The sequence below is a fragment of the Zoogloea sp. GDB6 genome (assembly GCF_056724105.1).
This window is the reverse complement of sequence record NZ_CM161497.1, coordinates 4,416,930-4,438,799: the sequence shown is the minus strand read 5'-3', so window position 1 is coordinate 4,438,799 and position 21,870 is coordinate 4,416,930. Positions and strand designations below refer to the sequence as shown.

Annotated in this window: 21 protein-coding genes and 1 tRNA gene; 13 read left to right on the top strand and 9 right to left on the bottom strand. The window is 64.2% G+C overall.

Features of this window, described 5'->3' with window-relative positions; translation table 11 throughout:
* The first annotated feature begins 27 nt into the window (after positions 1-27).
* The 8 genes from AC1PQG_RS20280 (at position 28) to AC1PQG_RS20245 (ending at position 7,352) form a co-directional block, all read left to right on the top strand.
* On the top strand, positions 28-1,752 hold the full coding sequence (locus tag AC1PQG_RS20280) for a tetratricopeptide repeat protein (protein ID WP_481119568.1): 1,725 nt from the start codon (positions 28-30) through the stop codon (positions 1,750-1,752).
* Positions 1,749-2,327 carry a lipoprotein insertase outer membrane protein LolB gene (gene lolB / locus AC1PQG_RS20275; protein WP_481119567.1) on the top strand — a complete coding sequence of 193 codons (579 nt, stop codon included), beginning with the start codon at positions 1,749-1,751 and terminating at the stop codon, positions 2,325-2,327. Before AC1PQG_RS20280 ends, lolB begins: the two co-directional genes overlap by 4 nt.
* A gap of 1 nt (position 2,328) precedes the next feature.
* Positions 2,329-3,189, top strand: a complete 861-nt coding sequence (gene ispE, locus AC1PQG_RS20270; protein WP_481119566.1) for a 4-(cytidine 5'-diphospho)-2-C-methyl-D-erythritol kinase — start codon at positions 2,329-2,331, stop codon at positions 3,187-3,189.
* Between the two features lie 18 nt (positions 3,190-3,207).
* A tRNA-Gln gene (locus tag AC1PQG_RS20265) sits at positions 3,208-3,284 on the top strand.
* Positions 3,285-3,357: 73 nt separating this feature from the next.
* Positions 3,358-4,308 carry a ribose-phosphate pyrophosphokinase gene (locus tag AC1PQG_RS20260; RefSeq protein ID WP_481119565.1) on the top strand — a complete coding sequence of 317 codons (951 nt, stop codon included), beginning with the start codon at positions 3,358-3,360 and terminating at the stop codon, positions 4,306-4,308.
* A gap of 89 nt (positions 4,309-4,397) precedes the next feature.
* Complete coding sequence (locus AC1PQG_RS20255) at positions 4,398-4,997, top strand: 50S ribosomal protein L25/general stress protein Ctc (RefSeq protein ID WP_481119564.1); 600 nt, start codon at positions 4,398-4,400, stop codon at positions 4,995-4,997.
* Between the two features lie 30 nt (positions 4,998-5,027).
* Positions 5,028-5,627, top strand: a complete 600-nt coding sequence (pth, locus tag AC1PQG_RS20250; protein ID WP_481119563.1) for an aminoacyl-tRNA hydrolase — start codon at positions 5,028-5,030, stop codon at positions 5,625-5,627.
* A 102-nt stretch (positions 5,628-5,729) separates the two neighbouring features.
* On the top strand, positions 5,730-7,352 hold the full coding sequence (locus AC1PQG_RS20245; RefSeq protein WP_481119562.1) for a methyl-accepting chemotaxis protein: 1,623 nt from the start codon (positions 5,730-5,732) through the stop codon (positions 7,350-7,352).
* A 380-nt stretch (positions 7,353-7,732) separates the two neighbouring features.
* On the opposite strand, the gene AC1PQG_RS20240 is transcribed toward AC1PQG_RS20245, so the two are convergent.
* From AC1PQG_RS20240 to AC1PQG_RS20215, 6 genes are all read right to left on the bottom strand, one after another.
* The gene (locus AC1PQG_RS20240; protein WP_481119561.1) at positions 7,733-8,689 is read right to left on the bottom strand and encodes a branched-chain amino acid ABC transporter permease; all 957 of its coding nucleotides are present in this window, start codon (positions 8,687-8,689) and stop codon (positions 7,733-7,735) included.
* Positions 8,690-8,712: 23 nt separating this feature from the next.
* On the bottom strand, positions 8,713-9,594 hold the full coding sequence (locus AC1PQG_RS20235) for a branched-chain amino acid ABC transporter permease (protein ID WP_481119560.1): 882 nt from the start codon (positions 9,592-9,594) through the stop codon (positions 8,713-8,715).
* Between the two features lie 109 nt (positions 9,595-9,703).
* On the bottom strand, positions 9,704-10,918 hold the full coding sequence (locus tag AC1PQG_RS20230) for an ABC transporter substrate-binding protein (protein WP_481119559.1): 1,215 nt from the start codon (positions 10,916-10,918) through the stop codon (positions 9,704-9,706).
* Between the two features lie 35 nt (positions 10,919-10,953).
* The gene (locus tag AC1PQG_RS20225) at positions 10,954-11,676 is read right to left on the bottom strand and encodes an ABC transporter ATP-binding protein (protein ID WP_481119558.1); all 723 of its coding nucleotides are present in this window, start codon (positions 11,674-11,676) and stop codon (positions 10,954-10,956) included.
* Between the two features lie 14 nt (positions 11,677-11,690).
* Positions 11,691-12,458 carry an ABC transporter ATP-binding protein gene (locus AC1PQG_RS20220; protein ID WP_481119557.1) on the bottom strand — a complete coding sequence of 256 codons (768 nt, stop codon included), beginning with the start codon at positions 12,456-12,458 and terminating at the stop codon, positions 11,691-11,693.
* A 23-nt stretch (positions 12,459-12,481) separates the two neighbouring features.
* Positions 12,482-12,619 carry a hypothetical protein gene (locus AC1PQG_RS20215; protein WP_481119556.1) on the bottom strand — a complete coding sequence of 46 codons (138 nt, stop codon included), beginning with the start codon at positions 12,617-12,619 and terminating at the stop codon, positions 12,482-12,484.
* 286 nt (positions 12,620-12,905) lie between these two features.
* On the opposite strand from AC1PQG_RS20215, the gene ilvD reads away from it, so the two are divergent.
* On the top strand, positions 12,906-14,747 hold the full coding sequence (ilvD, locus tag AC1PQG_RS20210) for a dihydroxy-acid dehydratase (protein WP_481119555.1): 1,842 nt from the start codon (positions 12,906-12,908) through the stop codon (positions 14,745-14,747).
* Between the two features lie 58 nt (positions 14,748-14,805).
* On the opposite strand, the gene AC1PQG_RS20205 is transcribed toward ilvD, so the two are convergent.
* Both AC1PQG_RS20205 and AC1PQG_RS20200 read right to left on the bottom strand, forming a co-directional pair.
* Positions 14,806-15,072 carry a hypothetical protein gene (locus AC1PQG_RS20205; protein WP_481119554.1) on the bottom strand — a complete coding sequence of 89 codons (267 nt, stop codon included), beginning with the start codon at positions 15,070-15,072 and terminating at the stop codon, positions 14,806-14,808.
* A 22-nt stretch (positions 15,073-15,094) separates the two neighbouring features.
* On the bottom strand, positions 15,095-15,841 hold the full coding sequence (locus AC1PQG_RS20200; protein ID WP_481117465.1) for a dinitrogenase iron-molybdenum cofactor biosynthesis protein: 747 nt from the start codon (positions 15,839-15,841) through the stop codon (positions 15,095-15,097).
* A gap of 358 nt (positions 15,842-16,199) precedes the next feature.
* Here AC1PQG_RS20200 and AC1PQG_RS20195 point away from each other — a divergent pair, with 358 nt between their 5' ends.
* Positions 16,200-16,475: a hypothetical protein gene (locus AC1PQG_RS20195; RefSeq protein ID WP_481119553.1), complete on the top strand. Its 276-nt coding sequence runs from the start codon at positions 16,200-16,202 to the stop codon at positions 16,473-16,475.
* A gap of 108 nt (positions 16,476-16,583) precedes the next feature.
* The gene (locus AC1PQG_RS20190) at positions 16,584-18,200 is read left to right on the top strand and encodes a methyl-accepting chemotaxis protein (protein WP_481119552.1); all 1,617 of its coding nucleotides are present in this window, start codon (positions 16,584-16,586) and stop codon (positions 18,198-18,200) included.
* Here AC1PQG_RS20190 and AC1PQG_RS20185 read toward each other — a convergent pair.
* Positions 18,197-18,694, bottom strand: coding sequence for a GNAT family N-acetyltransferase (locus AC1PQG_RS20185; protein WP_481119551.1), 498 nt, complete (start codon positions 18,692-18,694; stop codon positions 18,197-18,199). The genes AC1PQG_RS20190 and AC1PQG_RS20185 overlap by 4 nt on opposite strands.
* A 284-nt stretch (positions 18,695-18,978) precedes the next feature.
* Here AC1PQG_RS20185 and AC1PQG_RS20180 point away from each other — a divergent pair, with 284 nt between their 5' ends.
* Both AC1PQG_RS20180 and AC1PQG_RS20175 read left to right on the top strand, forming a co-directional pair.
* Entirely contained in the window at positions 18,979-20,070 is a 1,092-nt protein-coding gene (locus AC1PQG_RS20180; RefSeq protein ID WP_481119550.1) for a hydrogenase small subunit, read from the top strand.
* Positions 20,070-21,860, top strand: a complete 1,791-nt coding sequence (locus AC1PQG_RS20175) for a nickel-dependent hydrogenase large subunit (protein ID WP_481119549.1) — start codon at positions 20,070-20,072, stop codon at positions 21,858-21,860. Before AC1PQG_RS20180 ends, AC1PQG_RS20175 begins: the two co-directional genes overlap by 1 nt.
* Positions 21,861-21,870 lie beyond the last annotated feature (10 nt).

The window sequence follows — 21,870 nt, the reverse complement described above, 5'->3', positions numbered from 1 at the left end:
TCTACAACACCTTGTCAGAGCCCTTCGATGACGTCTTTCATTCGCCTCGTGCGCCCGGCCCGCCTGCTGGCCGTTCTGTTGATAGCGGGGGGGCTGGCGACGGTGGCGCAGGCCCAGGAGTCCGCCGTGGAAGACGTGGTGGATGCTGTCGCGACGTATCCCGCGCAGCAACTGACGCCACAGATCCTCTACCAGCTGATGCTGGCGGAAATCGCCGGTGCGCGCGGGCAGTTGGTCGTGTCGGCGCGCTCCTACCTGGATCTGGCCAAGCGCACGCGGGATCCCCGGATCGCCCGGCGCGCCGCGGAGATTGCCGTGATTTCGCGCCAGGCCGATCTGGCCAGCGAGGCCTCGCGCCTGTGGCTGGAACTCGATCCCGGCTCGCTGCAGGCTCAGCAGCTGGCCAGCGGCGCGCTTGCCAACGAAGAGCGGATCGAGGAATTGAGCGCGCAACTGGCCAAGGCGCTGGCCCAGCAAGGGCCGAACGTCGGTGTGGCGCTGATGGGGCTCAACCGCGGGCTGGCGCGGATTCCCGACAAGGCACTGATCCGCCGCCTCGTGAATGAGCTGACTGAACCCTACCTAGACCGGCCCGAGGCGCATTTCGCGCGCGCCAACGCGGCCTTCGTCGCCGGTGATGTGGCGGGGGCCTCGGAGGCCCTGGATGGCGCGCTGGCGATCCGGCCTGACTGGGAGCAGGCGGTCATCCTGAAGGCCCAGTTCCAGCAGGAAGCCTCGCCGGGCGTCGGTGTGCAGACCCTGCGCAGCTACCTTGGCTCCAATCCCGAATCCCGCGAGGCCCGCATCGTGCTCGCCCGCATGCTGGTCGCCAGCCGGGAGTTCGCTGCTGCGCGAGAACAGTTCGAGACCCTGCTCAAGCTGGCTCCCGACGACCGGGATGTGGTCCATGCGGTGGGCCTGCTGGCCATGCAGCAGGGCGATCGCCAGGCTGCCGAGGTCCATTTCCGTCATCTGCTGAATCTGGGTTTCGGCGATCCGGATATCATTCGCATGTATCTTGGACAGATTGCCGAGGAAGCCAAGCGCTACGACGATGCCCTCAACTGGTATCGGGCGGTGGCGCCGGGCCCGCAGTTCATCGGCGCCCAGGTGCGCCTCGCGCAGGTGTTGGCCAGCCGCGGCAAGCTGGCCGAGGGCCGCCAGCATCTGCAGGCCGCGGCCAGTGCGGCGCCCCAGGACAAGCTCCAGTACGTGCTGGCAGAGGCGCAGTTGCTGCGGGACGCCAACCGGATGGAGGATGCCTTCGAGGTGCTCGACGAAGCCTTGCGCCGTGATCCCGAGAATACCGACCTGCTGTACGAGTCCGCGCTGGCCGCCGAGCGGCTCGGCCGCGTGGAGGCGATGGAGGGGCGCCTGCGCAAGGTCATTGCCCTCAAGCCCGACCAGGCCCATGCCTACAATGCGCTCGGCTATTCCCTCGTCGACCACAATATGCGCCTCGACGAAGCGGAGATGCTGATCCGCAAGGCGCTCAGCCTCCTGCCCGGCGATCCCTTCATCATCGACAGCCTGGGCTGGGCCCTGTATCGCAAGGGCAAGCTCACGGAGGCCCTGGAACAATTGAAGACGGCTTTCGAGCTGCGCGCCGATCCGGAGATCGCGGCTCATCTGGGCGAAGTCCTGTGGATGCTCGGACGGCGGGATGAGGCGGCCAAGACATGGCGTGATGCAGCCAAGGCCAACCCGGACAACACTGTGCTGGTCGACGTGATCAAGAAATTCAAGCCGTGAGACGAGTCCTTGCAGTAAGCCTGCTGCCGATGGTCCTTGGCGCCTGCGCAATGCAGCCAGTGGCGCCGCCGGCAGCCGTGAAAGCTCCGGAAGTGCAGTCTTTGGCTGCGCTGTCCCGTTTCGAGATCGACGGCCGCCTGCAGGTGCGGGACGGTGACAAGACCGCCGCGGTGGGCGTCGAATGGATGCACGCCGAAGGGGGGGACGAATGGTTGTTCTCCGGACCGCTGGGGCAGGGGCTGGCGCGCATCCAGTCCGATCCGGATGGTGCCCGCATGACCCTCGCCGATGGTCGGCGTGTCGAGGCCGCTTCGGCGGCAGAGTTGGCTGAGCGCCTGTTCGAAGTGCAGGCGCCCTTTGCCCAGTTGCCGCGTTGGGTGACTGCCCGCGTGCCGGGGGGCGCGGAAGTCCGTGAGCTCGATGCCGCGGGGCGCCCGCTGCGCGTCATCGACCAGGGGTGGACCGTCGAGTACCTCGAATACACCGGCGATGACCGGGCGGCACTGCCCCGCAAGATCGACATCCACCGTGGCGACACCCGGCTGCGCCTGATCATCGATACCTGGAATCCCTGACGTGACACTTGCCCAATTCGATCCGGCTGCCACCATCCGCGTGGCTGCACCGGCCAAGATCAACCTTTTTCTGCACATCGTCGGGCGCCGCCCGGATGGCTACCATCTGCTGCAGACCGCCTTCCGCATGCTCGACTGGGGCGACGAGATCACCCTGCGCCGCCGCGACGACGGGGCCATCCTGCGTACCACCGATATTCCGGGTGTGCCGGCGGAGTCCGACCTCGTCGTGAAGGCCGCGCGGGCCCTGCAGGCGGCCACGGGCAGCACCTTCGGCGCAGAGATAGGCGTCCGCAAGCAGATCCCGATGGGCGGTGGGCTGGGCGGCGGGAGTTCCGACGCGGCCTCCGTACTGCTCGCCCTGAACCGGATCTGGGGGTGTGGGCTGTCCCGTCAGCGTCTGCAGGAAATCGGCCTTACGCTGGGGGCCGATGTGCCGTTCTTCATCTTCGGGGAGACTGCTTTTGCAGAGGGCGTGGGGGAGGATCTGACCCCCCTGAGCGTGCCGCCGGCCTGGTACGTAATGGTGGCTCCGAGCGTTTTCGTGCCAACTTCAGAAATATTTTCTGATCCCCTGTTGACACGCGATAGTGAAATCCTAATAATGCAGGCCTTCGCAACGCACACAACGCGAAACGACATGCAGGCAACAGCATGCAGGAAGTTTCCGAAAGTGGCTGAAGCGCTAGACTGGTTGTCGCAGTATGGGGCAGCAAGAATGAGCGGTTCAGGAGCTTGTATCTTCGCTCCCTTCGATACGAAGGAAGCTGCGGAGCAGGTTTTAGCCAAAGCGCCGCAGGGTTTGAAGGTCTGGGTAGCCGAAGGGCTCGACAGGCACCCTCTGCAGAGCTGGGTTGTGTAAGTAGCGAAAACGATTTCTTGGGGAGTCGCCAAGTTGGTCAAGGCACCGGATTTTGATTCCGGCATTCGAAGGTTCGAATCCTTCTTCCCCAGCCAAATTATGCGGGCAGGCCAAAAACCTGCCCGTTTTGTTTTAAGCTGTTCTTCATCGCAGTAACGAGAGGTGATCATGGCTTCGGGCAGCCTGATGGTTTTCACCGGCAACGCCAACCCCAAACTGGCCGCAGATGTGGTGCGCCGCTTGGGCAAGTCTCTGGGTTCCGCCACTGTAGGGCGTTTCTCCGACGGCGAAGTCAATGTCGAACTGCTGGAGAACGTGCGCGGCAAGGACATCTTCGTCCTTCAGCCGACCTGCGTTCCCACCAACGATAACATCATGGAGCTGCTGATCATGGTGGACGCGCTGAAGCGCGCCTCCGCCGGTCGGATCACTGCAGCCATTCCTTACTTTGGTTACGCTCGTCAGGATCGCCGTCCGCGCTCCGCACGTGTGCCCATCACCGCCAAGGTGGTGGCCAACATGCTGCAGGCCGCCGGTGTCCAGCGCGTCCTGACCGTCGATCTGCATGCTGACCAGATCCAGGGTTTCTTCGACATTCCGGTGGATAACATCTACGCAACTCCGGTGTTGCTGGATTACCTGGAAAAGCAGAAGTACGACGATCTGATGGTCGTGTCCCCGGACGTCGGTGGCGTGGTTCGCGCCCGTGCCTTCGCCAAGCGCCTCGAGTGCGATCTGGCGATCATCGACAAGCGTCGCCCCAAGGCCAACGTGTCTGAAGTGATGAACATCATCGGTGAGGTTGAAGGCCGCACCTGTGTGATCATGGACGATATCGTCGATACCGCTGGCACGCTCTGCAAGGCTGCTCAGGCGCTGAAGGAAAATGGCGCCAAGCGCGTGCTGGCCTACTGTACCCACGCGGTGCTGTCCGGCCCGGCGATCAGCCGCATCAACGAGTCCGATCTCGACGAACTGATCGTCACCGACACGATCCCGCTGTCTGACGAGGCCAAGGCCTGTAACAAGATCGGTTCGGTGTCCATCGCCGACCTGCTGGCTGACACCATCCTGCGGATCAGCAACGAAGAGTCGGTCAGCTCGCTCTTCACCGAGTAAATCGTCAAGTTTTGAGCCGGCGGATGAAAATCCGCCGGCTTTTTTCAGCCTGTCTGGTCGCGGACAGGCTTTTTACTGGAGTAGTACTGATGACCATTCAATTCAATGCCAAGTCGCGCGTTCAGCAGGGTTCGAGTGCGAGCCGCCGCCTGCGTCGTGCCGGCAGCGTGCCCGCCATCGTTTTCGGTGGTGCCGCCGCTCCCCAGCAGGTCGAAGTCGATCACAACGAGATCTACCACGCCCTGCGTAACGAAGCCTTCCACTCCTCCGTGCTGAGCATGGTCCTGGATGGCGCCGTCCAGTCCGTGATCCTGAAGGACACCCAGTGGCACCCGTACAAGCAGCAAGTGCTGCACCTGGACTTCCAGCGTGTTGATGCTGCTCACAAGATCCACGTCAAGGTGCCCCTGCACTTCGTGAACGCCGAGATCGCTCCGGGCGTCAAGCTCGACGGTGGCATCGTGTCCCACGTCATGACCGAAGTTGAACTCGAGTGCCTGCCGGGCGACCTGCCTGAGTTCATCCAGGTAGACCTGAAGGATCTGGCTTCCGGCCACTCCATCCACGTGTCCAATCTGGTTCTGCCGGCCGGCGTCAAGGCGCTGACCCACGGTGAAGACCCCGTCGTGGCGACCATCCTGGCCGTCCGCGGTGGCGCCGACGAAGCTGCCGAAACTCCGGCTGCCTGATTCTCCCCGGGATTGCGAGGTCGATAAGGCATGAGCCAGCTTGCACCCAAGCTCATCGTCGGCCTCGGCAACCCCGGTGCGGAATACGCTGAAACCCGGCATAACGCCGGGTTTTGGTTTTGTGAGCGTCTGGCCCGTGATCTGGGCGCCAGCTTCAATAAGGAAGCCCGCTTCCACGGCCTCGCCGCCAATGCCCGCAATGAGGGCGTATGGCTGCTGATGCCGCAGACCTTCATGAACCGCTCCGGCCAATCGGTGGCCGCGCTGGCGCGTTTCTATCGCATCGCACCCGCCGAGATCCTCGTGGTGCATGACGAACTCGATATTCCTCCTGGCCAGTTACGCGTCAAGTTCGGTGGCGGCCTGGGTGGCCACAATGGCCTCAAGGACATCACCGCTCACCTGGGTACCCAGGACTTCTGGCGCCTGCGCATTGGCATCGGCCATCCAGGTGACCGTAACGAAGTCGTCAATTTTGTCCTCAAGCCGCCCCGGCGTGAGGAAGCAAGCCTCATCGACGAATCCATCGATCGCGCCTTGGCCGCCTGGCCGCTGATCGCGCGGGCCGACTGGAACGGCGCGACCCAGCGTCTCAATACCCGCCCGGCCGAGCCGAAAACTCCCCGCTGATTTCGCCGTGAGGCTTAAAGCCCGCGGAGCCTTTGCCGTATACCTCCCTTAGACAACAACTGACCGGAAATCGAAAACCGGCACCAATCTGGGGTGGTAAGCATGCGCAAGCTATCGGATACGCCTATCTGGCTACGTCTGACGGGGGCGATCTGGCTGATGCTGGTGATCGCTTGGGGGGGCATGATCGCGTGGGAGACCCGCGTCAATCGGGACATTGCGATTGCTCAGGCGGAAGACTTCGCGCACAGCATCCATGAAATGACCATGGCCGGCCTGACCGGCATGATGATCACCGGTACTGTGGGGCAGCGGGAGGTTTTCCTCGACCAGATCAAGCAGCTGTCGGTGATCCGCGATCTCGAAGTGATCCGCGCCGACGCGGTCAGCAAGCAGTTCGGCCCCGGTAACCGCAAGATGCCGACCCTCGACGAGGATGAAAAGCAGGCCTTGAGCAGCGGGAAGGCCATGGTTCGGGTCGAGCACGGCAACGGCACCGGCGAGTACCTGCGGGTCGTAAAGCCGGCGCTGGCGTCCACCAATTACCTTGGAAAGAACTGTACGGCCTGCCATCAGGTGACGCCCGGCACGCCGCTGGGTCTGGTGAGCATGAAGATTTCCCTCGACCGGGTGAACGAGGCGGTGGATACCTTCCTGTGGAAGAGCATCGTCAGTGCGCTGGTGGTGTCGATACCGCTGATCGTCTTCGTGGTGTTCTTCATCCGGCGCTTTGTCGTGACGCCGCTCACCGCGATGAACAACAGCCTGGCCGAGATCGCCAAGGGCGAGGGTGACCTGACCCGTCGCCTGACGGTGGCGGGGCAGGACGAGATCGGCAAGACCGCATCCACCTTCAACGAAATGCTCGGCACGATTGCCCAGTTGGTGCGGCATGTGTCCGAATCGGCTGCGCAGGTGACCAGTTCGGCGCACCAGCTGTCGTCCAGTGCCGGCCGGGTGGCCGACGGTTCCCGCCGCCAGAGCGATCAGTCGGTGAGTGCGGCCGCATCGGTGGAGCACATGGCGGCCAACATCGCCAACGTGGCGGCCAGCGCCGAGCGGGTGCACCAGCGTTCCCAAGAGAGCCTGAAGCAGGCCGGAGAAGGCAGCCGGACCCTCGATTCCCTGGTGGCGGAAGTCAGCTACGCCGAGAGCGCGGTGCGTGAAATGGCGTCGTCGGTGGAGCAGTTCGTCGAGTCCACTACGGCGATTACGACGATGACCCAGGAGGTGCGTGATATTGCGGAGCAGACCAACCTGCTGGCCCTCAACGCGGCTATCGAGGCGGCCCGCGCCGGCGAGCAGGGGCGCGGTTTCGCCGTGGTGGCGGACGAGGTGCGCAAGCTGGCCGAGAAGTCCGCCCGCTCCGCTGGCGAGATCGACGCGGTCACGTCGCGTCTCAGCAAGCAGTCGGTGGCAGTGCGTGAGTCTATCCAGCAAGGCCTGGAGCATCTGGCGTCCAGTCGTGAGGCGGTGTCCACAGTGTCCAGTGCGATCACTGCCGGCAACGAGTCGGTGGTGGCGGTCGGGCACGGTCTCGACGAGATCGCCGAGGCCACCGAGCAGCAGCGTTCTGCTAGCGCCGCTGTGGCCGAGAGCATCGAGTCGATCGCTGCGATGGCGCGGGACAACAATGAAGCTGTCGAGTCTACGGCCCGCGCCGCCCAGGACATGGAGAACCTCGCCAGCCAGCTGCAGCAGACGGTGTCGCGTTTCCGGGTCTAAGCCGGAGGCGTGCGGTGCTGGAAACGGACGGCTGCGGTCGTCCGTTTTGCTTTTGGGGCTGCTGCGTTCAGCCATGCCGGTACCTGCTCGCCAGATTGCCCGAGTACAGCCGGCTGTTCCTTGTGCCCGCAGACGGTGGGCCCGGCCGGCAGTCCGTGATATTCGGGAAGCCATTCGCTCGTCATGATTCCGCCCCCCAGCCTGCCTACCCGCGACGACAAGGTCTTCTTGGCCGGCCATCGGGTTGCCCTGGGTTGCCGATGATCTGGCGGTAGTTTGCGTGGATCTGATGGAGCGGGGTTACACCGGGAAGATGCTCAATGTGGGAAGTGTTGTTCAGGTGAGGCTGGCTGAACTTGCCGCCGATCCGACGGGGCCCCTCAGCGGATGCCGGCGCGCTGGATCAGGGCTTGGATCTCGCCGACGATGCCACGCCGGAAGGCCAGCACGCAGGCGACGAAGATCGCCCCCATGATCACCGTCACCCATGAGCCGACCTTGTCGGCCAGCTCGTTCTGCAGGCTGACGATGGTCGCCGAGCCGACTGCCGGGCCGAGGATGGTGCCGAGGCCGCCGAGCAGGGTCATCAGCACCACCTCGCCGGAGGTGTGCCAATGCACGTCCGACAGGGAGGCGAGCTGGAAGACCAGCGTCTTGGTCGCGCCGGCGAGGCCTGCCAGGGAGGCCGAGATCACGAAGGCCAGCAGCTTGAATTTGGCCACGTCGTAGCCGAGGGACACCGCCCGCGGCTCGTTCTCGCGGATGGCCTTGAGGATCTGCCCGAAGGGCGAGTGGATCGTCCGGTAGATGATGAAGAAGCCGAGGCTGAACACCGCGTACACCAAGTAGTACATGGCGATGTTGTCCGACAGGTCGATGACGCCGAACAGGTGGCCGCGGGGCACGCCCTGCAGGCCGTCCTCGCCGCCGGTGGCCGGCACCTGCAGGACCAGGAAGTACACCATCTGGGCGAGGGCCAGCGTGATCATCGCGAAGTAGATGCCGGTGCGGCGGATCGCCAGGATGCCGAACAGCCAGCCGAGCAGACCGGCGCTGACCGTGCCAGCCAGGATGCCCACCTCGGGCGACACTCCAGAGTCGCGTACCAGCATGCCGCAGACATAGCCTGCCGTGCCGAGAAAGGCCGCATGGCCGAAGGACAGCAGGCCGGCGAAACCCAGCAGCAGGTTGAAGGCGCTGGCGAACAACGCGAAGCAGAACAGCTTCATCAGGAAGGTCGGGTACACCGCGAAGGGTGCGAGCAGGCCGACGACGAACAGGCCGGTGTACAACACCTCGGTCTTGATCAGGGCGCTGGGCTGGGCGGGAGAGTTCACGCTGACTCCTGGTTTTCCGTGGTTCAGGCCTTGCCGAACAGGCCCGCAGGCCGCACCAGCAGGACGACGACCATGATGACGAAGACGACGACGGCAGAGGCTTCCGGGTAAAAGACCTTGGTCAGCCCCTCGATGAGGCCCAGCCCGATACCGGTGACGATGGAGCCGAGGATGGAGCCCATGCCACCGATCACCACCACGGCGAAGACCACGATGATCAGGTTGGAGCCCATCAGCGGATTGACCTGGAACACCGGCGCGGCGAGCACGCCGGCGAAGGCAGCCAGCGCCACGCCGTAGCCGTAGGTGAAGGTGATCAGCAGCGGCACGTTGATGCCCAGCGCCTGGACGATCTGCGGGTTCTCGGTGCCGGCACGCAGGTAGGCGCCGAGGCGGGTCTTCTCGATCATGAACCAGGTGCCGAAGCACACCGTCAGCGACGCGACGACGACCCACGCGCGGTACAGGGGCAGGAACATGAAGCCCAGGTGGATGCCGCCGGAGAGGGCTTCCGGCACCTCGTAGGATTCGCCGGAGATGCCGAACTGGTCGCGGAAAATGCCCTCGATGATCAGCGCCAGCCCGAAGGTGAGCAGCAGGCCGTAGAGGTGGTCGAGCTTGTAGAGCTTGCGCAGCATGGTCCGCTCGAGGAGCACGCCCAGCAGGCCGACCAGCAGCGGCGCGGCGATCAGCGCCACCCAGTAGTTGACCTCGAACTTGGTCAGGGCCAGCCAGGCGATGAAGGCGCCCATCATGTACTGCGCGCCGTGGGCGAAGTTGATGATGTTGAGCAGGCCGAAGATGATCGCCAGCCCGAGGCTGAGGATCGCGTAGAAGGATCCGTTGATCAGCCCGACCAGCAACTGGCTGCCGAGCAGGGCGGTCGGGACGCCGAAGATTTCCATGGGGCACTCCAGTCCTGGTATCGCGCCGGGCTACCAGACAAAGTTCGGGGATGCAGCGCCCTGTGTGAGGCGAATTCATGCGCTCCACACAGGGGAGGCTTCGCGGCGCTTACTTCTTGACCAGCGCGCAGCGCGACAGGGACAGCGGCTGGAAGGCCTCTGCGGCCGGAATCACCTGGCGCACGTTGTAGTAGTCCCACGGGTACTTCGATTCGGACGGCTTCTTCACCTGCATCAGGTACATGTCGTGGACCATGCGGCCGTCGTCGCGGATCTTGCCGTTCTTGGCGAAGAAGTCGTTGATCGGCGTCTTCTTCATCTGCTCCATGACCTTCTTGGTGTCGTCGCTGCCGGCCGCCTTGACTGCCTTCAGGTAGTGGTAGATCGCCGAGTACTGGCCGGCCTGGACCATCGTCGGCATCTTCTTCTGCAAGCCGAAGAAGCGCTTCGACCAGGCACGGGTCTCATCGTTGAGGTCCCAGTAGAAGCCTTCGGTCAGATACATGCCCTGGGTGGACTTGAGGCCGAGGGCGTGCACATCGGTGATGAACATCAACAGGCCCGCCAGGGTCTGGGTCGGCGTGATGCCGAATTCGGCGGCCTGCTTGATGGTGTTGGTGGTGTCGGCGCCGGCGTTGGCGAGGCCGATGACCTGGGCGCCGGAGGCTTGGGCCTTGAGCAGGAAGGACGAGAAGTCCGAGCCCGGGAAAGGGTGGCGTACCGAGCCGAGCACCTTGCCGCCGTTGGCCGTGACCACCGCCGAGGCGTCCTTCTCCAGGGCCTGGCCGAAGGCGTAGTCGGCGGTGATGAAGAACCAGCTCTTGCCGCCCTGCTTGGTGACCGCCTTGGCGGTGCCGTTGGCCAGCGCGTAGGTGTCGTAGGCGTAGTGCACCGACACGTCGTTGCACTGCTCGTTGGTGATCGCGGTGGAGCCGGGGCCGTTCATGATCGCGATGCGGTCCTTCTCCTTGGCGACCTTCATCACCGCCAGCGCGGTGGAGGTGGTGACCAGTTCGGTGGCGGTATCCACGCCTTCGCGCTCGAACCATTCGCGGGCCTTGTTGGAGGCGATGTCGGCCTTGTTCTGGTGGTCGGCGGTGACCACCTCGATCTTGAAGTTCGGCTTCTCCTTGGCGATGAAGTCCTCGATGGCCATCTTGGTGGCCAGTACTGCGCCGGAGCCGGCCAGGTCGGAATAGGTGCCGGACAGGTCGGTGAGTACGCCGATCTTCACCACGCCGCCGGAGATCTGCGCGTGGGCGCCGGCGGACAGGGTGGCGAGGGCGGCGCCACAAGCCAGGCTCATCGTCTTCTTCATGCTCATGTCTCTCACTCCTTCTGCTTGTTGTATGGGGATGTTCAGACGCCCAGCGTGTGGTGCAGCCAGTCCATGCGGCCGGGCAGTTCTTCCTTGCTGATCGTGGCCAGGATCTCGCCGTGCTCCAGCACGTAGTGGCGGTCGGCCAGTGGCGCGGCGAAGCGGAAGTTCTGCTCCACCAGGATGATCGTGAAGCCGCGTGCCTTGAGTTCGTTGATGACCTCGCCGAGCTTCTTGACGATGACCGGCGCCAGGCCTTCGGTGATCTCGTCGAGCAGCAGCAGCTTGGCGCCGGTGCGTAGTACACGGGCCATCGCGAGCATCTGCTGCTCGCCGCCGGACAGCTTGGTGCCGGGGCTGTTGCGGCGCTCCAGCAGGTTGGGGAACATCGTGTAGAGCTCGTCCACCGACATGCCGCCGCTGGCCACCTGGGGCGGCAGCAGCAGGTTCTCCTCGGTGGACAGGGAGGCGAAGATCGCGCGTTCTTCAGGTACGTAGCCGATGCCGTAGCGGGCCATGCGGTGGGTCGGCTCGGCAATGATTTCCTTGCCATTCAGCATGATCGAACCGCTGCGCCGACCCACCAGCCCGAGGATGGATTTGAGGGTGGTCGAGCGGCCGGAGCCGTTGCGGCCCAGCAGCGTGACGCACTCCCCACGGCCAACGTACAGGTCGATACCGTGCAGGATGTGGGATTCGCCGTAGAACGCGTGCAGGTCGCGGATGCGCAGCATTTCGGGCTTGGGGTCGAAGGCGCTGGTCATGGGCGGGCTCCCGGTCAGTGGTGGGCGTCGTGCATGTCGGCCGAGCCCACGTAGGCTTCGAGCACCTGCGGGTTCCTGGAGACCTCCGCATAGGGGCCTTCGGCGAGGATGCTGCCCCGCTGCAGCACGGTGATGCGGTCGCACAGGTCGGCCACCACCGACAGGTTGTGTTCGACCATCAGGATCGTGCGATCGACGGACACCTTGCGGATCAGCGCGACGACGCGGGCGATGTCCTCGTGGCCCATGCCCTGGGTCGGTTCGTCGAGGAGCATCATCGTCGGCTCCAGCGCCAGCGTCGTGGCGATCTCCAGCGCGCGCTTGCGGCCGTAGGGCATCTCTGCGGTGACGGTGTCGGCGAAGCCGGCCAGATCCACCGATTCCAGCAGTTCCATCGCACGGCTGTTGAGCACATCGAGGCTCTTCTTCGAGCGCCAGAAGTGAAATTCGGTGCCGAGCTTCCGTTGCAGGCCGATGCGCACATTCTCCATCACTGTCAGGTGCGGAAAGGTCGCCGAGATCTGGAACGAGCGCACCAGCCCGCGCCGGGCGGTGGCGGCCGGGGCCTCACGGGTGATGTCCTGCCCGTCGAAGCTGATCGTGCCGCGGGTCGGCGGCAGGAACTTGGTGAGCAGGTTGAAGACGGTGGTCTTGCCGGCGCCGTTGGGGCCGATCAGCGCGTGGATGTGGCCGCGCTGGATTTTCAGATCCACATTGGAAACCGCCGTGAAGCCCTTGAACTCTTTCGTCAGGCCGGCGGTTTCGAGGATGTACTCGCTCATGGAGCCTCCCGCAGCGTGGCGGATCAGCGTTCTGTCGGGAGGGTTTGGCGGACGCGGACGGGAATGGGAATTGGGCGCCGCTGCGTCTCGATGAAGCGGCGGGCGAGCCGCACGGCGAGGACGAGCGTGATGATCGTCGCCAGGATGGGCAAGGGGCTCATGGCGGTGTCTCCGTATCGTTATGGCTGCTAGCCTAGAGCCGGACCTTGTCCACAGCGTTGCTCAAATGTAACGAATGTTGCGATATGCCAGTCGGGCGGCCTCGGCGCGCAGCGCCTTTGCCGGCGCGACAGGGGCTCGGTGGCCGGGGCGCGGAGAAGGTGAGGAAATACCCGAACGGCGTGGGCCGATAATGGGGCTTCCCACATCCGCTGCAGCACGGGCCGCCGCAAGCGCTAGAATGCAAGATTGCAACAAACCATTCGTTCGAAGACGGAGTCCCCCGAGATGCCCCAGTATCGTTCCCGCACCTCCACCGCCGGTCGCAACATGGCCGGCGCCCGCGCCCTGTGGCGCGCCACAGGCATGAAGGATGGCGATTTCGAAAAGCCGATCATCGCCGTGGTCAACAGCTTCACCCAGTTCGTGCCGGGCCATGTGCACCTCAAGGACCTGGGCCAGCTGGTTGCGCGGGAGATCGAGGCTGCCGGCGGTGTCGCCAAGGAATTCAACACCATCGCCATCGATGACGGCATTGCCATGGGCCACGGCGGCATGCTTTACAGCCTGCCATCCCGCGATCTGATCGCCGACAGCGTGGAGTACATGGTCAACGCCCACACCGCCGACGCGATGGTGTGCATCTCCAACTGTGACAAGATCACCCCGGGCATGCTGATGGCCGCGCTGCGCCTCAACATTCCGGCGATCTTCGTGTCTGGCGGCCCGATGGAGGCCGGCAAGGTCAAGTGGGAAGCCAAGGTGATCTCCCTCGACCTGGTCGATGCGATGGTCAAGGCTGCCGACAGCAGCTGTTCCGACGAGGAAGTGGACGCCGTCGAGCGGTCCGCCTGTCCGACCTGCGGTTCCTGCTCCGGCATGTTTACCGCCAACTCCATGAACTGCCTGACCGAGGCTCTGGGCCTGTCCCTGCCCGGCAATGGCACCGTGGTCGCCACCCATGCCGACCGCGAGCAGCTGTTCCTGCGCGCCGGCCGCACCATCGTCGGCATGGCCCGCCGCTACTACGAGCAGGACGACGAATCCGTGCTGCCGCGCTCCATCGCCAGCTTCAAGGCCTTCGAGAACGCCATCAGCCTCGACGTGGCGATGGGCGGTTCCACCAACACCGTGCTGCATCTGCTGGCCGCCGCCAAGGAAGCCGGTGTGGACTTCACGATGCAGGACATCGACCGCATCTCCCGCCACGTGCCCTGCCTGTGCAAGGTGGCACCGGCGGTGGCTGACGTGCACATCGAGGACGTGCACCGCGCCGGTGGCATCATGGGCATCCTCGGCGAGCTGAACCGCGCCGGCCTGCTGCACACCGACCTGCCCACAGTCCACGCCAAGACCCTCGGCGAGGCGCTGGCGACCTGGGACGTGATGAAGGCCCACGACGGCGGCGTGTTCAACTTCTACAAGGCCGCACCGGGCGGCGTGCCGACCCAGGTTGCCTTCAGCCAGGACCGTCGCTGGAACGAGCTGGATCTGGATCGCAGCCACGGCGTGATCCGTGACAAGGCGCACGCCTTCAGCCAGGACGGTGGCCTCGCCGTGCTGTACGGCAACATCGCCGAAAAGGGCTGCATCGTGAAGACCGCCGGCGTCGATGAGTCGATCTGGCAGTTCACCGGCCGTGCCCGCGTGTTCGAGAGCCAGGAAGACGCGGTGGCCGGCATCCTCGGCGACCAGATCGTCGCTGGCGACGTGGTGGTGATCCGCTACGAAGGCCCGAAGGGTGGCCCCGGTATGCAGGAGATGCTCTACCCGACCAGTTACCTGAAGTCGAAGGGCCTCGGCAAGAGCTGTGCGCTGCTCACCGACGGGCGTTTCTCGGGTGGCACCTCCGGCCTGTCCATCGGCCATGCCTCGCCGGAAGCGGCCTGCGGCGGCGCGATCGGCCTGGTGGAGGAGGGCGACACCATCGAGATCGACATCCCCAACCGCCGCATCAACCTGGCGGTGTCCGACGAAGTGCTGGCAGCCCGCCGCGCTGCCCAGGATGCCCGCGGCTGGAAGCCGGCGAACCGCGTCCGCCACGTGAGTGCTGCACTGCAGGCCTACGCAGCGCTCACCACCAGCGCCGATACCGGTGCGGTGCGTGATGTGACGCAGATCCAGCGCTGAGTTTCACTGCGGCGTGATCGAACAAAGCCCGGCTCCGGCCGGGCTTTGTGTTTATTTATCAGCGCGCCAGCTCTTCCAGCGACGCGTGCAGCTTCGGCACGAACAGCGCGTCCTGCTCGCTGATCTGGGCGAGGGCGTAGCGGATCAGCTGGGCGCCGGCGGGGACGGCCTCCGGCATATTGTCCAGCTCGGCGGCGAAGCGGCCGATGCTGCTGGCCACCAGCCGCGTGATGCGCGGGTTCTCGCCAAAGACGCGGGCGGTGCCGACGGCATTGCTGATCAATGCGGCGGTGGCCTCGAAGTGGTCGGGTTTCGGCTTGGCCATGGCATGTCCTCCCGGGAGGGTTTCAGTCCGCGTGCACGTCGTCGGCAGCCCGGTTGGCGCCGTAGTTGCGCAGCCGGTTCTCGGCTGCGACGCCGAGGATCTTCAGTAGCCAGGGGGGTGGCGAGTTCTCCATGGCGTGCTGGAACTTGGCGATCACCTCGTCCGCAGTGCCGCCTTCCGCCAGCTTGATCGGGTAAATGTCGGCGCGGATGATCTTGGCCGCCGCCGGGCCGCCGACCGACACCACGTACACCACGTGGCAGTCGCCGATGAGCTGGGCGCGGAACAGGTTCTTGTCTGGCGCGAAATCGGCCTCGGCCGTGTGGCGCACATCGATCAGGCGGCTCTCGGTGGGCGACACCTGGTAGACCAGGAAGCGCAGACAGGAGCCGAAGTGCCCGTTGAGCGCCAAGCCGAAGTCGGAGGCGATGGCGACGCGCACCGAGCCCGGCATGTCGCCTTCGTTGTAGGGTTCGAGCGGCGGCAGGCCCTCGTCGTCATCGGCGTCGCCCCACAGAATGCGCACCGCCAGCTTCATGGCTTCCAGGCCGATGCCGATGTCTTCGCCGTCCTCTTCGCCGTCGAGGCTGCCGAAGCCGGTCTTCAGGTGGGTGACGGTGATGTTGCGCAGGGTCTCGGTGTCGATGCTGTCGCCGAGGCATTCCTGCAGCACTTCGATCAGGCGGGTCAGGCCGATATTGGGCATGGCCCGCGCGGCAAGGGCCACCCGGAGGGCTGCCTCGCGGGTGATCTTTTCGGGTTTTTCCATGGGGGGACTCCGCTCACTTGTGATGTTTCCCCAAGTAACAGCAGATACAGTGCCAGCTCCCGGGGGGGCGTCCGGTGTGCCGTTCAAGTGCTTGTCGGCAAAGCGGAAGTTGCTGGATGCCAGAGCCCGTTCGGGGGCTGGCGAAGTGTCGTTTCAGCGACAAAGCCCGCGTCCTGCGTGGCGGGATTGCGGCGGCGGGATGTCGCCTTCCCGACAAGCCGGGGGCGTCAAGGGGGGCGGAATGCCGTGCCGAGGGGGGCTATCCGGGCCTGAGAGGGCGTGGTTCGAAGTTTGCTAAGCCTTGTTCGACACCGCCGGATTGCGGCGGTCTTCGACAATGCGACAGCGGGAGACCCACATGGATGCAAGAGTTAGCGTGAAGGACAGGAACGGCCGGGCGGTCACCGTGGGCGAGCATGTGCGGATCCTGTCCGTTTCGCCGGATCCGGACATGGACGAGGACGAACTGGACATGATCATGTTCATGGTCGGGGCGATCTCCGAGGTGGAGAAGATCGACGAGGAGGGCCGTGCCTGGGTGACCATGTGGTGGAATTGCGTGGAGACGACGGCGGTGAGCAGCGTCGGCCTGTTTTCGCACGAAATGGAATGGGTGCCGCCGGAACTGGGCTGAATTACCTGTGTGACGTGGTGTATCGGACCGTCAAGAATAAATGGGAATATGTCGATAAAGTGATATTCCTCGTTTTTCTGGCGGTTCTGCTGAATCGCCTCACGGATCATGTTCGCCCGACTGCCCATCAAAACCCGTCTTTTTCTGCTTCTTCTCCTGAACGGACTCCTGTTTATTGCCACCGTTGGCGCGCTGCTTCTGCAGATGGACTGGAATCAGGAGCGAATCACCCGTTTTCTCGACTCCGATCTCGCCCTCGAACGTAACCTCGGAGACGCCTATTCTCAGGGGCTCCAGATCGGTCAGGCGCTACGCAACATCCTTCTCGATCCAGCCAATGAAAAGGGCTATGCGAATTACAACAAGGCCCGGGCGCAATTCGACGAAGCGATGCAAGCTATTGCCAGGGCGGATGGAATGGCGAGTAGCCGGGAGATCGTGGCTGCGGCCGAGGCCTGGCATCCACTGCGGGATGAGGTGCTGGGGCGTGTCAAGCGCGGAGAGCTGGAGGCTGCCAAGGCTTATCTGGTTGGCGATGAAACGCCGCGTTGGCGGGTCTTGCGGGAAGGCTTGCTGAAGGCTCGCGAGGACGCTCGAACGCGCGCCCAGGAAACCCGTCAGATTCTCGATGACGGGTATAAGAGTGCGCGGGCGAAGGCTTTTGCACTGGGAACGGTTTTGCTGCTGTTCAGTTTGGCGGCCACTGCCTGGATCAGTCGAGGGCTTTTGCGGCAACTCGGTGGCGAGCCGGCTGTCGCTGTGACGGTGGTGCGGCGCATTGCCCATGGAGACCTGTCCGAAAGAGTACCGCTCTCGCCGGGGGAGGATGGCTCCAGCCTGCTTGCTGCCATGCAGAACATGCAGGTTAACCTGTCGGCGGAAATTGGAAAGGTGCGGGATACCGCCGGACGCTTGAGCAACACCGTGGATGTGGTGCGGGGAAATTCGGATGCCGTGACCCGCGTGTCCCGCGCCCAGAATGACGCGTCGGTGGCCATGGCCAACGCCATCGGTACCCTGGCGCACAGTATCGGTGATGTGGACCAGGGCGCAGCCGAGGCCGGTCGCCTGGCCAGCGCAAGTACCGAGGGTGCTCAGCGTACGATTGCCCGTATCGCGGATGTTGAAGCGGTGATCGGAGAAATGGCCGGCAGGATGCAGGCCTCTTCGAAGATCATCGAGCAGCTGGGAGGGCAGTCCGATGAAATCTCGCAGATTGTCACGGCCATCAAGGAGATTGCGGATCAGACCAACCTGCTGGCCCTGAATGCCGCGATTGAGGCTGCCCGGGCGGGCGAGCAAGGGCGGGGGTTTGCGGTCGTTGCCGACGAGGTGCGCAAGCTGTCGGAGCGGACCGGGGCTGCCACGCAGGAAATCGCATCCATGATTTCCCGTCTTCAGGAGAGCAGCCGTGGTGCTGTCGAGAGCGTCTCGGAGACGGTGGCGATGGCGGGCAGTAGCGTCGATAAGGTGAGCACTGCGAAGGACGCGATTGCCGAGCTCGGGAGGATCGTGGGACAAGTGCACGATCTGGTGGCATCGATCAGCACCGCGATGCATGAGCAGCATCGTGCCTGCGACGCGCTGTCGGAGCAGATCAATGGCATCAGTCGTATGGGCGACGAGAACCACCAGGCCAGTGTCGAGACGCTGCGTGAAGTCGAGGCGCTGGCCCGTGTCGCGGTTGATCTCGAAGAGAGCGTGCGTCGTTTCCGTCTCGGCTAGAGCTTTTTTTCCATGAACAAGGCCTGGCCCATGGCCGGGTCGAGCTGGTAGCCCGCGAAGCCGCTGTTCAGGTAGGCCTGGCGGGCGCCGGCATTGCCTTCGAGCACCTCGAGGGTCAGCTTGCAGCAGTCCCGCTGCCGTGCCACCTGCTCGGCGTGGGCCAGCAAGGCCGTGGCGATGCCGCGGCGGCGGAAGTCCTCATGCACGATGATGTCGTGCACATTCAACAGCGGTTTGCCGGCGAAGGTGGAGAAGCCCTCCACGCAGTTGATCAGCCCGGCGGCCTGCCGCTCCCCCTTCTTGTTCCAGTAGGCGATGAAGCTCAGCACGGTTGGGCGGCGGCGCAGCTCGTCCGGCAGGCGTGCGCGCAATTCGTCGCCCATGGCCTGGCCGCTGCCGGTGGGGCCGCGCATGTAGTGGTCGAGCAAGTCGAGGAAATCGTCGCGCTGGGCTTCGTCGTCGAAGTCGACGGCCTGGATGGAAAGGTCGCTCATCATGGGTATCGGAAAACTCGGGTTTATGTCGTTGGGTTTGTGTCGGACTGGATGTCTGGTTTCCGTTTGACCGGTCAGTCGATTACCAGTCTCCCGGCGCGGTCGGTGCGGCAGCCCGTCGTAAAACAATAAGGCCTTGTCGGATAAGGGTTTTTACGGCCTGCCAAAATTGGGCACGCTTTTTGTTAAATCCCCTCTCGCCATGTGCGACCGTGCCGGCCCGCTTGCGTCGCGATAGATCAGAACATATCCGGGCCCGATGTTCCACCAGGGGGTTGGTATCCATGACTGAAACGTTCTACGAAGTGCTGCGGCGGCAAGGCATCACGCGCCGCAGCTTCATGAAATTCTGCAGCCTGACGGCCACCTCGCTGGGCCTCGGCAGCGCCTTTGTGCCGAAGATTGCCCACGCGCTGGAAAACAAGCCGCGCACGCCGGTGATCTGGCTGCACGGTCTGGAGTGCACCTGCTGCTCGGAGTCCTTCATCCGCTCGGCCCATCCGCTGACCAAGGACGTGGTGCTGTCGATGCTGTCCCTCGATTACGACGACACGCTGATGGCGGCCGCCGGCCACCAGGCCGAGGCGATCATCGAAGAGGTCAAGAAGAAGTACAAGGGCAACTACATCGTCGCCGTCGAAGGCAATCCGCCGCTCAACGAGGACGGCATGTTCTGCATCCACGGAGGTCGTCCCTTCGTGGAAGTGCTGAAGGAAACCTGTGCCGATGCCAAGGCCATCATCAGTTGGGGCGCCTGTGCCTCCTACGGCTGTGTGCAGGCCGCCAAGCCGAACCCGACCCGCGCAACGCCGGTGCATAAGGTGATCACCGACAAGCCCATCGTGCGCGTGCCCGGCTGCCCGCCGATCGCCGAAGTGATGACCGGCGTGGTCACCTACATGCTGACCTTCGACAAGATTCCCGAGCTGGACCGCCAGGGCCGCCCGAAGATGTTCTACGGCCAGCGCATCCACGACAAGTGCTACCGCCGCCCGCACTTCGACGCCGGCCAGTTCGTCGAGAACTGGGACGACGACGCGGCGCGCAAGGGCTATTGCCTCTACAAGATGGGCTGCAAGGGCCCGACCACCTACAACGCCTGCTCGTCGATGCGCTGGAACGGCGGCGTCAGCTGGCCGGTGCAGTCCGGTCACGGCTGCATCGGCTGCTCGGAAGACGGCTTCTGGGACAAGGGCAGCTTCTACGATCGCGTCACCGACATCAAGCAGTTCGCCATCGAAGGCAATGCCGACAAGGTCGGCGGCACGGCGGCCGGCGTGGTCGGCGCGGCGGTTGCCGCCCATGCCGCGGTGACGGCGCTGGCGCGGGCCCGCAGCGACAAGCAGGGCGACAATCAGAATTCGGGAGATAAATAATGACTGTGCTTGAAACCCAGGGCTTCAAGCTCGATAACTCCGGCAAGCGCGTGGTGGTCGATCCGGTGTGCCGGATCGAGGGCCACATGCGCGTCGAGGTGAACATCGACGACAAGAACGTGATCCGCAACGCGGTGTCCACCGGCACCATGTGGCGCGGGTTGGAGGTCATCCTGAAGGGCCGCGACCCGCGCGATGCGTGGGCCTTCACCGAGCGCATCTGCGGCGTGTGTACCGGTACCCACGCGCTGACCTCGGTACGCGCGGTGGAAGATGCCTTGGCGATCCAGATCCCGGAGAACGCCAACATCATCCGCAACCTGATGCAGCTCAACCTGTACATCCACGACCACCTGGTGCATTTCTACCACCTGCACGCGCTGGACTGGGTGGATGTGGTGTCGGCGCTGAAGGCCGATCCGAAGAAGACCTCCGAGCTTGCCCAGAGCATTTCCAGCTGGCCGTTGTCTTCGCCGGGGTATTTCCGCGACGTGCAGAACCGCCTGAAAAAGTTCGTCGAATCCGGCCAGCTCGGTCCCTTCATGAACGGCTACTGGGGCAATCCGGCCTACAAGCTGCCGCCGGAAGCCAACCTGATGGCGGTCACCCACTATCTGGAAGCGCTGGATTTCCAGAAGGACATCGTCAAGGTTCATACCATCTTCGGCGGTAAGAATCCGCACCCGAACTGGCTGGTTGGCGGTGTGCCCTGCGCGATCAATCTCGAAGGCACCGGTGCGGTCGGAGCGATCAACATGGAGCGCCTGAACCTGGTCAGCTCCATCATCGACCGCTGCATCGACTTCATCGACAACGTCTACATCCCCGACCTGAAGGCCATCGCCAGCTTCTACAAGGACTGGACCTACGGCGGCGGCATTTCGTCCCAGGCGCTGCTGTCCTACGGCGACATCCCCGACAAGGCCAACGATTACTCCGCCTCCAGCCTGCTGCTGCCGCGCGGCGCGATCATCGGCGGCGACCTGACCAAGATCCACGAGGTGGACCTGAAGGATCCGGAGCAGATCCAGGAATTCGTCGCCCACAGCTGGTACAAGTACGCCGACGAGTCCAAGGGCCTGCATCCCTTCGACGGCATCACCGAGCCGCACTTCGAGCTCGGCAAGAACACCAAGGGCACCAAGACCCGGATCGAGAGCCTCGACGAAGCCGGCAAGTACTCGTGGATCAAGGCGCCGCGCTGGCGCGGCAACGCGATGGAGGTCGGCCCGCTGGCCCGCTACGTGATCGGCTACGTACAGAAGAACCCGGAGTTCAAGGAGCCTGTCGACAAGCTGCTGTCCGATCTGGGCCTGCCGCTGCAGGCGATCTTCTCGACCCTCGGCCGCACCGCGGCGCGGGGCCTGGAGGCATCGTGGGCGGCCCACAAGTCGCGCTACTTCTTCGACAAGCTGATCGCCAACCTGAAGGCCGGCGACCTCAACACGGCCAACATCGACAAGTGGGAGCCCAGCAAGTGGCCGGCCGAGACCAAGGGCGCCGGCTTCACCGAGGCGCCGCGTGGCGCGCTGGGGCACTGGATCAAGATCAAGGACGGCCGCATCGACAACTACCAGGCCGTGGTGCCGACCACCTGGAACGGCGGTCCGCGCGACGACAAGGGTCAGATCGGCGCCTTCGAGGCTTCGCTGATGAACACCCCGGTGGCCAAGCCCGACGAGCCGCTGGAGATCCTGCGCACGCTGCATTCCTTCGATCCCTGCCTGGCCTGCTCCACCCACGTGATGGCGCCGGACGGACAGGAAATGGCGTCAGTCAAGGTCCGTTAAGGAGCTGATC

Bases quoted from the DNA above. Each gene is read 5' to 3' on its own strand.
- AC1PQG_RS20280 (WP_481119568.1), top strand. From the start codon at position 28: ATGACGTCTTTCATTCGCCTCGTGCGCCCGGCCCGCCTGCTGGCCGTT.
- AC1PQG_RS20260 (WP_481119565.1), top strand. From the start codon at position 3,358: ATGGCTTCGGGCAGCCTGATGGTTTTCACCGGCAACGCCAACCCCAAA.
- AC1PQG_RS20255 (WP_481119564.1), top strand. From the start codon at position 4,398: ATGACCATTCAATTCAATGCCAAGTCGCGCGTTCAGCAGGGTTCGAGT.
- pth (WP_481119563.1), top strand. From the start codon at position 5,028: ATGAGCCAGCTTGCACCCAAGCTCATCGTCGGCCTCGGCAACCCCGGT.
- AC1PQG_RS20245 (WP_481119562.1), top strand. From the start codon at position 5,730: ATGCGCAAGCTATCGGATACGCCTATCTGGCTACGTCTGACGGGGGCG.
- AC1PQG_RS20235 (WP_481119560.1), bottom strand. From the start codon at position 9,594: ATGGAAATCTTCGGCGTCCCGACCGCCCTGCTCGGCAGCCAGTTGCTG.
- AC1PQG_RS20230 (WP_481119559.1), bottom strand. From the start codon at position 10,918: ATGAGCATGAAGAAGACGATGAGCCTGGCTTGTGGCGCCGCCCTCGCC.
- AC1PQG_RS20225 (WP_481119558.1), bottom strand. From the start codon at position 11,676: ATGACCAGCGCCTTCGACCCCAAGCCCGAAATGCTGCGCATCCGCGAC.
- AC1PQG_RS20220 (WP_481119557.1), bottom strand. From the start codon at position 12,458: ATGAGCGAGTACATCCTCGAAACCGCCGGCCTGACGAAAGAGTTCAAG.
- AC1PQG_RS20215 (WP_481119556.1), bottom strand. From the start codon at position 12,619: ATGAGCCCCTTGCCCATCCTGGCGACGATCATCACGCTCGTCCTCGCC.
- ilvD (WP_481119555.1), top strand. From the start codon at position 12,906: ATGCCCCAGTATCGTTCCCGCACCTCCACCGCCGGTCGCAACATGGCC.
- AC1PQG_RS20205 (WP_481119554.1), bottom strand. From the start codon at position 15,072: ATGGCCAAGCCGAAACCCGACCACTTCGAGGCCACCGCCGCATTGATC.
- AC1PQG_RS20200 (WP_481117465.1), bottom strand. From the start codon at position 15,841: ATGGAAAAACCCGAAAAGATCACCCGCGAGGCAGCCCTCCGGGTGGCC.
- AC1PQG_RS20195 (WP_481119553.1), top strand. From the start codon at position 16,200: ATGGATGCAAGAGTTAGCGTGAAGGACAGGAACGGCCGGGCGGTCACC.
- AC1PQG_RS20190 (WP_481119552.1), top strand. From the start codon at position 16,584: ATGTTCGCCCGACTGCCCATCAAAACCCGTCTTTTTCTGCTTCTTCTC.
- AC1PQG_RS20185 (WP_481119551.1), bottom strand. From the start codon at position 18,694: ATGAGCGACCTTTCCATCCAGGCCGTCGACTTCGACGACGAAGCCCAG.
- AC1PQG_RS20180 (WP_481119550.1), top strand. From the start codon at position 18,979: ATGACTGAAACGTTCTACGAAGTGCTGCGGCGGCAAGGCATCACGCGC.
- AC1PQG_RS20175 (WP_481119549.1), top strand. From the start codon at position 20,070: ATGACTGTGCTTGAAACCCAGGGCTTCAAGCTCGATAACTCCGGCAAG.